This is a genomic window from Aeromicrobium alkaliterrae (assembly GCF_039529015.1).
GTDB lineage: Bacteria > Actinomycetota > Actinomycetes > Propionibacteriales > Nocardioidaceae > Aeromicrobium > Aeromicrobium alkaliterrae.
In genome coordinates, this window is record NZ_BAAAME010000004.1 from 1175275 (window position 1) to 1188200 (window position 12926).

A 12926-nucleotide genomic window follows, 5' to 3' on the forward strand; every position below is an offset into this window, starting at 1 on the left:
CCAGCAGCACGATGGCCCCGGCCGACCCGGGCCGGCCTGCTCAGAAGAAGTCGCCGGCCGCAGCCGCGCCCGCGGCCGGCTCGTTGCCGACGTCGCGCGCCATCGGGGTGAAGCGCGAGTAGTGACCCTGGAAGGTCACCGCGACCTTGACGCCGGCAGGACCCGAACGGTTCTTCGCCAGGATGATGTCGGCCTCGCCCGGACGCTCGGACTCACCGCCACCCTGCATGTCGGGGCGGTGCAGGAGCATGACCATGTCGGCGTCCTGCTCGATCGAGCCGGACTCACGCAGGTCGGAGAGCTGCGGCGTCTTGTCGGTGCGCTGCTCCGAGCCACGGTTGAGCTGGCTGATCGCGATGATCGGCACCTGGAGCTCCTTGGCCAGCAGCTTCATCTGACGGCTGAACTCCGAGACCTCGACCTGACGGTTCTCGACCCGCTTGCCCGAGGTCATGAGCTGGAGGTAGTCGATCACGACCAGGCCGAGACCGTGCTCCTTCTGGATGCGGCGAGCCTTCGAGCGGATCTCGGGCATCGTCATGTTGGGCGAGTCGTCGATGACGATGGGCGCACCCATGACGCGCGGCATCGTGCGACTGATCGCGTCCCAGTCGAACTTGTTGACGCTGCCGCCGCGCATGTGGGAGATGCTGACCTTGGCCTCGGCCGAGAGCAGACGCATCGCGATCTCGGCGGCCGTCATCTCGAGCGAGAAGATCGCGCTGGGAGTGTTGCCCTTGATCGAGGCCGCGCGCACGAAGTCGAGGCCGATCGTGGACTTGCCGACACCCGGACGGGCGGCGACGACGACCATCTGACCGGGACGGAAACCGGTCGTGTAGCTGTCGAGCTCGGGGAAGCCGGACTCGACACCGGCCATCTCGCCGTCACGGCTGGCGATGTCCTCGATCTCCTGGATCGCCTCGGGCATCAGGTCGGCCATCGAGCGGTAGTCGTCGGCACCGCTGGCGCCGTCGACGTCGAGCACTGCGGCCTGCGCCTGGTCGACGAGGTCGGCCACCTCGCCGGTCTGGTCGTAGCCGATCTGCTGGATGCGCGTGCCGACCTCGACCAACCGGCGCAGCACGGCCTTCTCGCGGACGATGGCCGCGTAGTAGTTGACGCTGGCGGCGGTGGGCACGCCCGCGACGAGCGTGTGCAGGTACGGGGCTCCGCCGACCCGCGTGAGGTCGCCCCGGCGCTGCAGCTCGGCGGCCACCGTGATGGCGTCGGCGGGCTCGCCACGGCTGTGCAGGTCGAGCACGATGTCGAAGATCGACTCGTGGGCCGGGCGGTAGAAGTCACGGCCGTCGAGCAGGTCGGTGGCCGGGTCGATCGCGTTGCGCGACAGGAGCATCGCGCCCAGCACGCTCTGCTCGGCGGCGACGTCCTGCGGGGGGACGCGTCCGGCGGCCGCGCCCTCGTCGGGCTCGGACGGGTACAGGTCGGACACGCTCACGCCGTCAGGTCCTCTCGGTCGTCGGCCAGGGTTCTGCTCCACCCAGCCAAGCTGTCGCCACCGACACAAACGAGACCGGCACGAGCGCCCACACTAGGCGCGCAGAGGGCCCAGGTCGAGCCAGGAGGGCTGATCGACGGGCTAGTTGTCCACAGGGCCTGTGGGCAACGGATCAGGCGCTGTGCAAATCGCCGTGCAGGGTGTGCACAGGGGGTGGAACAACCTGTGGACAGAATGACGGTGTGACGCAGCACACGCGCTCTGACCTGCGCAAACGCTGTCCACCCGTGTGGATCGAAGAAATATCGCGGTGGATGACGGCGCGCCGCTACCGCTGCGTAGACATGTCGACACGACACGCCCAAGGTCCCGAGAATGGCCCGAAAGGAGGGTTTTCCCCCAGGCCTGTGGACAGCTAGGCGCGGAAGCCGACGGTCGTCCAGTCGGGCACCGCGAAGCGGTGAGCCGTCAGGTTGACGACGTCCTCGCCCACCGCCAGGACGTGCGGTTCCACGACGAGCGGCACGATGACCCACGTCGCGAGGACCGCGGTGTCGAAGGCGGCCGCGGCAGCCGAGAAGGCCTCCGGATCGATCGCGCGGAGCAGCGCGTCGGCCGCCTGCGCGACCCCTGGATCGGCGAGTCCGGTGAAGTTCAACGGGCTGTCGACCGGCTGGACCCGCGCGATCGCCGACGCCGTGCGGAGGGGATCGCTCGACCACAGGAAGGTCACGAGGTCGAAGTCCAGCGGCACCACGACGTCGCTGAAGAAGGTCTCCACCGGCCGGGGCTCGATCGTGACCTCGATGCCGATGTCGGCCAGGTCGGCGGACACTGCCTCGGCGCGGGTCGCCGCGGCCTCGTTCCCCTCGGGGACGGGCAGGCGCAGCGTGAGCGGCGTGCCGTCGGGGCCGGCCCATCCGTCACCGGACTCGACGTAGCCGGCTGAGGCGATCAGGTCGCGGGCGGCCTCGGCGTCAGGCGTCAGGAGGTCGCCGACGGTATCGGTGTAGCCCGCCTCGCCCGGTACCGTCACGAAGCTGCCCGCGACCTCCGCGTCGCTGCCCGTGGCCTTCGCGAGCGCTCCCCGGTCGAGGGCCAGGGCGACCGCCTGGCGCACGGCGATCGAGGTGAGGGGTCCACGGGCGGCGTTCAGGGTCAGGTGGCTCCACTCGCGACCTGGAGCGGTCGAGACGACACCTTCCTCGACCGAGTCGGCGCCCGCGGGGGTCAGCTCGATCGCGTCGAGGTCGCCCCCGGTGAATCCCTCCGCCTGGGCCGAGCCGTCGAGGGCCCGGTACTCGACGGCCTCGAGCGCCGCGGTCTCGCCCCACCACTGGGGATTGCGCTCCAGGCGCACCAGGCCCGACTCGCGGTTGATCTCGGCCACGACGAACGGGCCGTTGCTCGGCGGCGCCACGTCGGTGAAGGCGTTGTAGACCTCGGCCGCGGTGGCCTCGGCCGGCAGGCCCGGGTAGATCAGCGCCGGCCAGTCGGCCGTGGGCCGGGTGAAGCGCACGGTGTACGACCAGGCGTCGGCGCCCGGGTCGACCCCGGCGACGACCGACCACGTGTCGACCTCGGCCGAGGCCTGGCCCGCGGATGCGATCTGGGCCGAGGCGTAGGCCTGCATGTCCGCGGTGTCGATCGTGGACCCGTCGGACCAGACCGCCTCGGGGTTGAGCGTCACGGCGATCGCGAGGGGATCGGCCGAGACGACCTCGACCGCGGTCGCGTAGCGCTCGTCGACCGACCAGGAGCCGTCGTCGGCCACCAGCACGGCACCACCGCGCGTGGGCTCGAGAACCGTCGTGGCCGTGTCGCCGATCGGCGCGGCACCGACGTTGAAGGTGGTGGGCATCGCGTCGACCGCGAGCCGCAGCGTTCCGCCGTCGCGCACCTGGGTGCGCTCGACTTCGAGCGGATCCGGGTCACCGCTGCACCCCGCCAGGAGCAGTGCGGCGACGAGCGCCAGCGTCGTGAGACGCCACGACCCGACCGACAGGTGTCGGCCGGGTCGTGACGAGATGCTCACGGTGATTACTTGGAGGCGACCACGTTGAGCTTGACGGTCGCCGTGACCTCGGCGTGCAGACGCACCGAGACCGTGTGGGCGCCGAGCGACTTGATCGGGTTGCCGACCTCGATGCGACGCTTGTCGACCGCACCGGCCTCGGCCTCGATGGCCGCAGCGATGTCGGCGACCGTGACGGCCCCGAACAGACGGCCACCGTCGCCGGCGCGGACCGGCAGGTTGACGGCGCCCGACTCGAGCTTGCCCTTGAGGGCGCGCGCGTCGTCGAGGTCGTGGATCGCCCGCGCGTCGCGGCCGGCCTGGATGGACTCGACCTGCTTGGCCGCGCCCTTGCTCCAGCGGATCGCGAAGTTGCGGGGCAGCAGGAAGTTACGGCCGTAGCCGTCCTTGACCTCGACGATGTCGCCGGGGGCTCCGAGGTTCGTGACCTCGTGCGTGAGGATGAGCTTCATGAGTTGATGTGTCCTTCTGCTCAGCGGCCGCTGGAGGTGTAGGGCAGCAGCGCCATCTCACGCGCGTTCTTGATCGCCTTGGCGATCTGACGCTGCTCCTGGACGGAGACGCCGGTGACGCGACGGGCGCGGATCTTACCGCGGTCGGAGATGAACTTCCGCAGCAGCGCGGTGTCCTTGTAGTCGATCGTGGTGACTCCGGCGACCGCGAGCGGGTTGCTCTTCTTCTTCGGCTTCCGGATGACGGGCTTGGCCATGATGCTCCTGAATGTCTTGCTAGATACGTGTGTGGTGGATCCGGGGATGCCGGATCAGAAGGGGGGCTCGGACGAGCCGCCGCCGCCCCACGGGTCGTCGGCCGGAGCAGCGTTGCCGCCGCCACCGCCGTTGCTCCCGGAAGGCTGACCGCCCCAGGCGTCGTTGCCGCCGCCGCTGGGGGCGTTGCCGCCACCGCCGCCGAAACCGCCGCCGCCGTTGCCGCCGCCACTGCGCTGCGCGCGCTGGACCTGGACGGTCGCGTTGCGCAGCGAGGGGCCGACCTCCTCGACGGTCATCTCGACGCTGGTGCCTCGACCGCCGTCGTTGCGCTCGTACTCACGGACCTTGAGCGCACCGGTGACGATGACGCGCGTGCCCTTCGTGAGCGAGCCGGCGACGTTCTCGGCCAGCTGGCGCCAGGCCGAGCAGCGGATGAACAGCGTGTCGCCGTCCTTCCACTCGCTGGTCTGACGGTCGAACGTGCGCGCGGTCGACGCGACGGTGAAGTCGGCGACGGCCGCACCCGCGGGGGTGAAGCGCAGCTCGGGATCGCGCGTCAGGTTGCCGACGAGCGTGATGGTGGTTTCGCCTGCCATGGGGATCAGCCTTTCGGACCCGTGATGGGTGGTCGAGGTCGAGTGTGACTCACCTGTCAGACAGTCCGCGAGGACCTGTCCACAGGTGGGACATCACTTGGCGTCGGGACGGATGACCTTCGTGCGGACGACGGACTCGTTGAGACCCAGCTGACGATCCAGCTCGGCAACGGCCGCGGGCGTGGCGGTGAGGTCGAGGACGGCGTAGATGCCCTCGTTCTTCTTGTCGATCTCGTACGCGAGGCGGCGCTTGCCCCACACGTCGACGTTCTCGACAGAGCCACCCTCACCACGGATGACGTTGAGGTAGGTGTCGAGGCTCGGGGCGACGGTGCGCTCGTCGAGACTCGGGTCGAGGATGACCATGACTTCGTACTGACGCAAGGACACTTGCGTCCTCCTTCGGTCTGAACGGCTACGGACGGTCCGTAGCAGGAGGTGCTGCCCGACGGGCAACCCCGTGAGTCTAGGGGACCCTGTCGTTCCGGCCAAATTCCGAGCTCGAACTCGCCGCCCGGGGCCCGGCAGCCCTGCCCGGTCCGTGGGAGGCTGGACCCGTGCCGGACGCGACCCCGATGTTTCCGCTCGCCCGCCCCCTGCTGCCGGGCATGCCGCTGCCCCTGCGGCTGTTCGAACCGCGCTACCTCGCGATGCTCGAGGTCGTCCTGACCCGCGAGCCCGCCGACTTCGGCGTGGTGCTGATCGAGCGCGGGACCGAGGCCGGCGGCGGCGAGACCCGCTTCGGCACCGGCACGATGGCGCGCGTGGCGCAGATCGCCGAGGACGGCGACACGTACGTCCTCATCGCGCACGGCACGCACCGCTTCACGGTCGACCAGTGGCTCCCGGACGATCCCTACCCGCAGGCCGAGGTCACGCCGGTGCCCGACCTGCCCTGGAACGACGAGCTCGACATCGCCCTGATGGCGGCCGAGGACGCGGTGCGATCCGACCTGCTGCGCGCCGCCGACCTGACCGACCTGGACTGGGCGCCCGACACCCCGCTCGCCGAGGACCCCGTCGAGCGCAGCTGGCAGCTCGCCGGCATCTCGCTGATGGGCGAGCTCGACCAGCTCTCGGTCCTCGGCTCGACCAGCGTCGGCGAGCTGCTCGAGCGCACGGTCGACGGATCCGCGGCGGCCCTCGAGATCCTCGAGTTCCGCCACCGCCCCCTCTGAGCCGTCAGTCCGGCAGGATCCCGCGGAGGTAGGCCGCCTGGCCGGCGTGCTCGAGGTCGTCGTCGAGCACGCTGACGAGGCGGACCCCGAGCGTGACCGGCGGGTCCCAGCGCTCGTCGACGACCCGGTCGAGCGCCTCCGGCGTGACGTCGGCGAGCAGTGCCACGGTCTGCGCGTGCACGGCCTGCAGGTACTCCATCAGCAGGGCCGCCGGGACGCGGACGGCCGCGACCTGCTCCGGCGTGTGGCCGTAGCCGGTCTCGGCGGGGTCGTGCGGGAAGCACGCCTGGAGCTGCTGCGCGAACCCCTGCGTCGTGGCGACCTGCTCGACGTCGAAGGCGCCCGCGACGTGGTCGTCCTGCACGCGGGTGAGGTGCCACACGAGCCAGGCGATCGTGTTCGCGTCGGGGGTCGGGCGGTGCGTGAGCTGCGCGTCGTCGAGCCCGTCGAGGGTGCGCTCGACGGACTCGACGACGCGGCCGAAACCGTCGGCCAGCAGGTCGGCGGTGTTCACAGGTCCGCCGATCCCTTCCAGAGGTCGACCCCGTCGACCGTGCCTGCGAGGGCGTCGATGCGTGCCAGCTCGTCGTCGGTGAAGTCGGTCTTCGCAGCCGCCTCGAGGTTCTCGTCGAGCTGCTCGACCGACGAGGCGCCGATCAGGGCCGACGTGACGCCGCCGGGACGCAGGATCCACGAGATCGCGAGCTGCGCGAGCGACTGACCGCGCTCCTCGGCGATCGCGGCGAGCCCACGCAGGCGCTCGCGGTTCTCCGGCGTCACGGCGTCGTCGGTGAACGAGCCGCGGCCGACGCGGTCGGCGGGCTCGTCGTCGAGGTACTTCGACGTCAGCAGGCCCTGGGCGAGCGGGCTGAACCCGATCGATCCCAGACCGTGCTCGCCGAGCACCGTCAGGAGGCTCTTGTCCGCCGCCCGCGGCCCGGCACCCCCGCCGTCCTCGACCCAGCGATTGAGCAGCGAGTACGACGGCTGGTGGATCACGAGCGGCGTGCCGAGCTCGCGGGCCACCGCGATCGCCTCGGCGGTGCGCTCGGGGGAGTACGACGAGATGCCGGCGTAGAGCGCCTTGCCCTGCCGCACCGCGGTGTCCAGGGCGCCGATCGTCTCGGCGACCGGGGTCTCCGGGTCGGCGCGGTGCGAGTAGAAGATGTCGACGTGGTCGACGCTCAGGCGCGCCAGCGACTCCTCGAGGCTGTTGAGCAGGTACTTGCGGCTGCCGAGCTTGCCGTACGGGCCGGGGTACATGTCCCAGCCGGCCTTGCTCGAGATGACCAGCTCGTGGCGGTACGGCTTGAAGTCGGTGCGCATCATGCGCCCGAAGTTCTCCTCCGCCGAGCCGTACGGAGGGCCGTAGTTGTTGGCCAGGTCGAAGTGGGTGATGCCCCGGTCGAAGGCGTGGCGCAGGATCTCGCGCTGCGTCGCGAACGGCCGGTCGTCGCCGAAGTTCCACCACAACCCCAGGGAGATCGGTGGCAGCAGGAGGCCGCTCGTCCCCACGCGGCGGTACTCCAGGTGCTGGTACCGGTCGGGGGCGGCGACCCACGGCTCGTGCGTCTCGGGGACTTTGTCGGCGTAATAGCGCTCCTCGCTCATAGGATCGACGCTAGCGCCGCACCCCAGCGGCCGCACGGACGGACGGACGCCCATGTCGATGCAGCACTCGTCGGCCTTCGGGTCGTGGCTGCTCGGGCCCGCCGACCAGGGGTCGCGGCGCCTGCGCGTGCGGGTGCAGGTGCTGCTGACGTTCCTGCTCGTGATCACGAACGTGATCGGTGCGGTCATCGTCGCGGCCCTGACGCTCGTGATCGTCCCGGGTGAGGACGTCAACCGGGAGTTCGGCATCGCGATGGCGATCGCCACGCCGACCTACGTGCTCGTCGCGGTGATCTTCGGCGCCACCTACGGCACCTTCAGCGCGATCCGCGGACTCCGCTGGGCGCTGAACGACGAGGAGCCCACCGACGCCGAGCGGCACGCCGCGCTGCGACTGCCCTGGCGGCTCAGCGCGATGCAGATCGTGCTCTGGGGCGTCGCCGCGGTGCTCTACCCCGTGCTGGCGATCGTCTTCCAGCCGCGCGCGGTCGTCAGCGTCGCGTTCGCGGTCGTCATCGCCGGGCTCGTCGTCAGCACGATCGCCTACCTGATCGCGGAGTTCATCCTGCGGCCCGTCGCGGCGCGTGCGCTCGACGGCAAGGAGGACCTGCGCCGCGGTCGCATGGGCGTGCAGCGGCGGATGCTGATCTTCTGGGGGCTCGGCACCGCGGCCCCCACCCTCGGGCTGGTGGTCGGCGCGATCGTCGTCCTGACCTCGCCGGAGGCGCGCACCACCCAGTTCGCGATCGTCGTGCTGGGGTTGTCCGGCGTGATCCTGGCCTTCGGCCTGCTGGTGACCGACCTGACCGCGCGATCGGTCGTCAACCCGCTGCAGTCGGTCACCGACGCGCTGAGCCGGGTGCGCGACGGCGACTACGACGTCGAGGTCGTCGTCTACGACGGCACCGAGCTCGGCACGCTGCAGTCGGGGTTCAACGACATGGCGCAGGGCCTGCTGGAGCGCGAGGTCATCCGCGACATGTTCGGTCGCCACGTCGGACGCGAGGTCGCCGAGGCGGCGGCGCGCGGCGAGGTCGAGCTCGGCGGCGAGACCCGCGTCGTCACGGTGCTGTTCGTCGACCTCGTGTCCTCCACGACCTACGCGACGGAGCACTCACCGACCGACGTCGTGGCCGTGCTGAACCGGTTCTTCGGCGTCGTGGTCGAGGAGGTCGACCGTCACCGGGGGCTGGTCAACAAGTTCATGGGTGACGCGGTGCTCGCGATCTTCGGCGCACCGGTCGCCGACGACGACCACGCGGCGCAGGGGCTCGCCGCGGCGCGGGCCATGGCGCGGCGGCTCGCCGAGGAGGTGCCCGAGGTCGGCGCCGGCATCGGCGTGGCGACGGGCGAGGTCGTGGCCGGCAACATCGGTGACGAGTCGCGGTTCGAGTACACCGTGATCGGCGACGCCGTGAACTCCGCGTCCCGTCTGACCGACCTGGCCAAGGACGTCAGCGGCAACGTTCTGGTCATGCAGGCCACCGTCGACGTTGCCACGGCGAGCGATCCGGAGGAGGGCGGCCACTGGCAGCCCTCGACGCCCGTCACGCTCCGCGGCCGCACGGCCCCCACCGACGTCGCCACCCTCACCTGAACGACCGCTCGCGAGTGGATTTCCGCCCCTCCGCGAGTGAGTTTCCGCCCCTCGGAGGGGCGGAAACTCACTCGCCGCAGGGCGGAAACTCACTCCTGACGGGGCGGGAATCCACTCGCGAGCGGTGGTCAGCGGAGGCGGGTGATCTCGACGGAGACGAAGAGCTCCGACGAGCTGCCGGCGGCGTAGATCCCGCGCAGCGGCGGGTTGTCGGAGTAGTCGCGGCCGCGGGCCACCATGACGTGCCGACCTGACGGGGCGATGTCGTTGGTCGGGTCCCAGCCGATCCACTCGCCGTCGAACCACTCGACCCACGCGTGCGACTCGCCCTCGACCGTCTCACCGACCTGCGGGTCGGACGACGGGTGCAGGTAGCCCGCGACGTAGCGCGCCGGGATGCCCGCGACCCGCAGGACACCCAGCATCAGGTGCGCGAAGTCCTGGCAGACGCCCGACCGGGACGCCCAGGCGTCGGACGCGGTCGACTCGACGGACGTCGTTCCCGGGAGGTACGCGATCGACTCGTGCAGGTACCGGCCGACGGCGCGGGCGAAGTCGGCCGGGGTCTCCGAGGAGGCGCGCAGCGGCTCGAGCTCGGCCAGGAGCTCCTCCGGCGGCGACGTCCACGGCGAGGCCATCAGGTACTCGCACCACTCGTCGGACACGGCGGCCAGGTCGCCCCAACCGGTGCGGCCCGGCTGGGCCACGGAACCCGAGGTCTCGACCGTCGACGTGGCGACGACCTCGAGCGCGTCGTGGTCCTCGTGCACCTCGAAGGCCGTGACGGTCGACCCCCAGTAGTCGCGGTACTCCAGCGTCCACGGCGTCGGGCTGATCTCGAGCCGCGAGCGCAGCAGCGTCTGGTCGCTCGTCGTGAGCGGGGTCATCCGCGCCTCGTTGTACGAGCCGCTCGAGCCGTCCGCGTAGGCGTAGCCGGTCGTGTGCCGGATCCGCAGCTGGTAACCCGTGCTCACAGGGCCGCTCCTTCGCTCCACTGCCGGGACTCCGCGAGCGAGAAGTAGCGGGTCGTGACGGCCTCGCTCGCCGCGGCGCAGCTGCGCTGCAGGCGCTCCATCTCGGTCGGCAGGTCGTAGACGATCTCGGCGAGGGGTCGGTACTCCAGCTCCGTGCGCGCCCGACCGAGCAGACGCAGGGCCTCGTCGCTGAAACCTGACCGCTGGCCCCCGGTGCGCTGGCCCCCGGCCTCGAGCGTCGTGAGCGCCTTCTCGGCCTCGACCAGCGCCGACACCACCGAGCGGGGGAACCACCGGTCGAGCAGCAGGAACTCCGCCGCCAGACGGTCGGCCTCGACGCCGCGGTAGGCGCGGATGAAGGCCTCGTAGGCACCACAGGCGCGCAGGGTCGTGGGCCACGCGAGCTGCGCCTCGGCTGCAAGCGACGCGGTCGACAGCAGACGGGCGGTCATGTCGACGCGCTCGATGCTGCGGCCCAGCATGAAGAACTGCCAGCCCTCGTCACGGGTCATCGTGGAGTCCGCGATGCCGGCGATCATCGCGGTGCGGTTGCGGACCCAGCCGAACATGTCCGTCGAGCGCATCGCGCGCGCCGACGGGAGGCCACGCCACATCATGTTGATCGCGGCCCACATGTCGGTCGAGAGGGTCTCGCGAGCACCGCGCGCGTTCTCGCGAGACGCGTCGATGACGTAGGCGATCGACGTGGGGGACTCGGGGTTGTGCGCGAGCAGGTCGAGCACGGTCCAGCGGTTCACGACCGGCGGGTGCTCCTCGACGCCCATGATCTTGAGGAGCTGCCGGCAGGACTGCTCCTCGTCGATCGTCGGGTCCTCGATCAGGACCTGCAGCTCGACGTCGAGGATGCGGGCGGTGTCGTCGGCACGCTCGAGGTAGCGACCGATCCAGAACAGCGACTCGGCGATGCGGCTCAGCATCACTCCACCTCCCCGGAGACGTGCGGTTCCGTGTACTCGGGGAAGGTCTGCGTCTGCTCCTGCAGCGACTCGCCCTGTGACTGCGACTGCGACTGTCCGACGCCGGAGCGGGCCTTGCCCGGCCGCGGCTTCTCCTTGCGGGCCAGCTCGGCCTCGTCGACCTCCGCCTCGTCGAGCGGGTTCGGGTCGACGAACGGGTCGGCCAGGACCCAGGTGTCCTTCGAGCCTCCGCCGCGGCTGGAGTTCACGATCAGCTCGCCCTCGGGCAGCGCGACCCGGGTCAGGCCGCCGGGCAGGACGTAGACCTCGTCGCCCGCGTTGACCGCGAAGGGCCGCAGGTCGACGTGGCGGGGACGGATGCCCTGCTCGACCAGGGTCGGGACGGTCGACAGCGAGATGACCGGTTGCGCGATCCACGCGCGCGGGTCGGCGTGGATCTTGCCGCGCAGCTCGTCGAGCTCGGCCGCGGTGGCCGCCGGGCCGATCACGATGCCCTTGCCGCCCGAGCCGTCGACCGGCTTGACCACGAGCTCGTCGAGGCGGTCGAGCACCTCCTCGCGCTGGTCGGCCTCGCCGAGGCGCCAGGTGTCGACGTTCTGCAGGATCGGGTCCTCCTGCAGGTAGTACCGGATCAGGTCGGGCACGTAGGTGTACAGCAGCTTGTCGTCGGCGACGCCGTTGCCGATCGCGTTCGAGATCGTGACGTTGCCCGCGCGGGCCGCCGTGATCAGGCCCGGGACGCCGAGGACCGAGTCGGGGCGGAACTGCGCCGGGTCGAGGAACTCGTCGTCGATGCGCCGGTAGATCACGTGGACGGGCTCGAGGCCGCGGGTCGTGCGCATCAGCACGCGACCGCCCTGGCACACCAGGTCGCGGGCCTCGACGAGCTCGACGCCCATCGTGCGGGCGAGCAGCGTGTGCTCGAAGTAGGCCGAGTTGTAGACGCCGGGGGTGAGCACGACGACGGTCGGGTCGCTGACGCCGGCCGGGGCCGCGGAGCGCAGCGCCTGCAGCAGGATCCGCGAGTACTGCTGCACCGGGCGGATGCGGTGGTCGGCGAAGACCTCCGGCAGCGCGCCGGAGAGGGCGCGGCGGTTGGTCATGACGTACGAGACGCCCGACGGGACGCGCACGTTGTCCTCGAGCACCCGGAAGTTGCCGTCGGCGTCACGGATCAGGTCGACGCCCGAGACGTGCACGCGGACGCCGTTCGCGGGCTCGAGGCCGGCGACGACGCGGTGGTAGTGGGGCGAGGTCATGACCGTCTCGCGCGGGACCACGCCGTCGGCGAACAGCTCGCCCGGTCCGTAGACGTCGGCGAGGAAGGCCTCGAGCGCCTTGACGCGCTGCTGCACGCCGAGGTCGACGTGCTTCCAGTCGGCCGCCTCGATGACGCGGGGCACGATGTCGAGCGGGAACGGGCGCTCCTCGCCCGCGACGCCGAACGTCACGCCCTGGTCGAGGTAGGACGAGGCGAGCGCGTCGGCGCGCACGCGGATCTCGTCGTCACCCATCGCGCGGAACGCGCCGCTGATGGCCTCGTACTCCGGCCGAACGGCGGGTCCACCGGCGGGATCGGTGAACATCTCGTCGAAGCCGACCATCGGGCCGTACTCGTCGAAGAGACTCGTTTCGCTCACGCGCGCCACCCTAGATCTGGTTCGTGTCAGTCGTGTTTCCCGCCGCTCCACGTCTACCGGACATCTCCTGACGCCGCATCCGCCCAGGCAGCCTCCACGAGGTGCCTCCGAGGGGTCGCGGCACGCGATCGCCGCGGTTACTCCCTGCAACGGCAGTCAAGTCGACACGCGAAGTTCATCCCCCTCCA

The 12926-nt window shown here is 70.8% G+C and carries 13 protein-coding genes; 2 read left to right on the top strand and 11 right to left on the bottom strand.

Annotated elements, in window-relative coordinates; all coding sequences use genetic code 11:
- Positions 1 to 40 precede the first annotated feature (40 nt).
- The 6 genes from dnaB to rpsF all read right to left on the bottom strand — a co-directional run bounded on the left by dnaB (position 41) and on the right by rpsF (position 5184).
- On the bottom strand, positions 41 to 1459 hold the full coding sequence (gene dnaB, locus ABD127_RS13750; protein ID WP_425545816.1) for a replicative DNA helicase: 1419 nt from the start codon (positions 1457 to 1459) through the stop codon (positions 41 to 43).
- A 415-nt stretch (positions 1460 to 1874) separates the two neighbouring features.
- The gene (locus ABD127_RS13755) at positions 1875 to 3494 is read right to left on the bottom strand and encodes an ABC transporter substrate-binding protein (RefSeq protein WP_344202515.1); all 1620 of its coding nucleotides are present in this window, start codon (positions 3492 to 3494) and stop codon (positions 1875 to 1877) included.
- Between the two features lie 5 nt (positions 3495 to 3499).
- The gene (gene rplI / locus ABD127_RS13760; protein ID WP_344202517.1) at positions 3500 to 3946 is read right to left on the bottom strand and encodes a 50S ribosomal protein L9; all 447 of its coding nucleotides are present in this window, start codon (positions 3944 to 3946) and stop codon (positions 3500 to 3502) included.
- Positions 3947 to 3966: 20 nt separating this feature from the next.
- Entirely contained in the window at positions 3967 to 4203 is a 237-nt protein-coding gene (gene rpsR / locus ABD127_RS13765) for a 30S ribosomal protein S18 (RefSeq protein WP_229052820.1), read from the bottom strand.
- A 54-nt stretch (positions 4204 to 4257) separates the two neighbouring features.
- Entirely contained in the window at positions 4258 to 4800 is a 543-nt protein-coding gene (locus ABD127_RS13770; RefSeq protein ID WP_344202519.1) for a single-stranded DNA-binding protein, read from the bottom strand.
- Positions 4801 to 4893: 93 nt separating this feature from the next.
- Entirely contained in the window at positions 4894 to 5184 is a 291-nt protein-coding gene (gene rpsF / locus ABD127_RS13775) for a 30S ribosomal protein S6 (protein WP_344202629.1), read from the bottom strand.
- A gap of 173 nt (positions 5185 to 5357) precedes the next feature.
- Here rpsF and ABD127_RS13780 point away from each other — a divergent pair, with 173 nt between their 5' ends.
- A complete protein-coding gene (locus ABD127_RS13780; RefSeq protein ID WP_344202521.1) occupies positions 5358 to 5978 on the top strand; it encodes an LON peptidase substrate-binding domain-containing protein in 621 nt (206 codons plus the stop codon).
- A 4-nt stretch (positions 5979 to 5982) separates the two neighbouring features.
- On the opposite strand, the gene ABD127_RS13785 is transcribed toward ABD127_RS13780, so the two are convergent.
- Both ABD127_RS13785 and ABD127_RS13790 read right to left on the bottom strand, forming a co-directional pair.
- Entirely contained in the window at positions 5983 to 6492 is a 510-nt protein-coding gene (locus tag ABD127_RS13785; RefSeq protein ID WP_344202523.1) for a mycothiol transferase, read from the bottom strand.
- Positions 6489 to 7589 carry an aldo/keto reductase gene (locus tag ABD127_RS13790; RefSeq protein ID WP_344202524.1) on the bottom strand — a complete coding sequence of 367 codons (1101 nt, stop codon included), beginning with the start codon at positions 7587 to 7589 and terminating at the stop codon, positions 6489 to 6491. Before ABD127_RS13790 ends, ABD127_RS13785 begins: the two co-directional genes overlap by 4 nt.
- A 52-nt stretch (positions 7590 to 7641) precedes the next feature.
- Here ABD127_RS13790 and ABD127_RS13795 point away from each other — a divergent pair, with 52 nt between their 5' ends.
- A complete protein-coding gene (locus ABD127_RS13795; RefSeq protein ID WP_344202526.1) occupies positions 7642 to 9186 on the top strand; it encodes an adenylate/guanylate cyclase domain-containing protein in 1545 nt (514 codons plus the stop codon).
- A 128-nt stretch (positions 9187 to 9314) separates the two neighbouring features.
- Here ABD127_RS13795 and ABD127_RS13800 read toward each other — a convergent pair whose 3' ends face one another.
- The 3 genes from ABD127_RS13800 to ABD127_RS13810 are packed head-to-tail and all read right to left on the bottom strand — an operon-like array spanning position 9315 to position 12738.
- Positions 9315 to 10160, bottom strand: coding sequence for a transglutaminase family protein (locus tag ABD127_RS13800; RefSeq protein WP_344202527.1), 846 nt, complete (start codon positions 10158 to 10160; stop codon positions 9315 to 9317).
- The gene (locus tag ABD127_RS13805) at positions 10157 to 11098 is read right to left on the bottom strand and encodes an alpha-E domain-containing protein (protein ID WP_344202529.1); all 942 of its coding nucleotides are present in this window, start codon (positions 11096 to 11098) and stop codon (positions 10157 to 10159) included. The genes ABD127_RS13800 and ABD127_RS13805 overlap by 4 nt, the downstream gene beginning before the upstream one ends.
- Complete coding sequence (locus ABD127_RS13810) at positions 11098 to 12738, bottom strand: circularly permuted type 2 ATP-grasp protein (RefSeq protein ID WP_425545817.1); 1641 nt, start codon at positions 12736 to 12738, stop codon at positions 11098 to 11100. The genes ABD127_RS13805 and ABD127_RS13810 overlap by 1 nt, the downstream gene beginning before the upstream one ends.
- Between the last annotated feature and the right edge of the window lie 188 nt (positions 12739 to 12926).

What these genes read in the sequence shown, in the direction of transcription:
- ABD127_RS13795 (WP_344202526.1), top strand. Translation starts at nt 7,642, where the DNA reads ATGTCGATGCAGCACTCGTCGGCCTTCGGGTCGTGGCTGCTCGGGCCC.
- rplI (WP_344202517.1), bottom strand. Translation starts at nt 3,946, where the DNA reads ATGAAGCTCATCCTCACGCACGAGGTCACGAACCTCGGAGCCCCCGGC.
- rpsR (WP_229052820.1), bottom strand. Translation starts at nt 4,203, where the DNA reads ATGGCCAAGCCCGTCATCCGGAAGCCGAAGAAGAAGAGCAACCCGCTC.
- ABD127_RS13790 (WP_344202524.1), bottom strand. Translation starts at nt 7,589, where the DNA reads ATGAGCGAGGAGCGCTATTACGCCGACAAAGTCCCCGAGACGCACGAG.
- ABD127_RS13805 (WP_344202529.1), bottom strand. Translation starts at nt 11,098, where the DNA reads ATGCTGAGCCGCATCGCCGAGTCGCTGTTCTGGATCGGTCGCTACCTC.
- ABD127_RS13770 (WP_344202519.1), bottom strand. Translation starts at nt 4,800, where the DNA reads ATGGCAGGCGAAACCACCATCACGCTCGTCGGCAACCTGACGCGCGAT.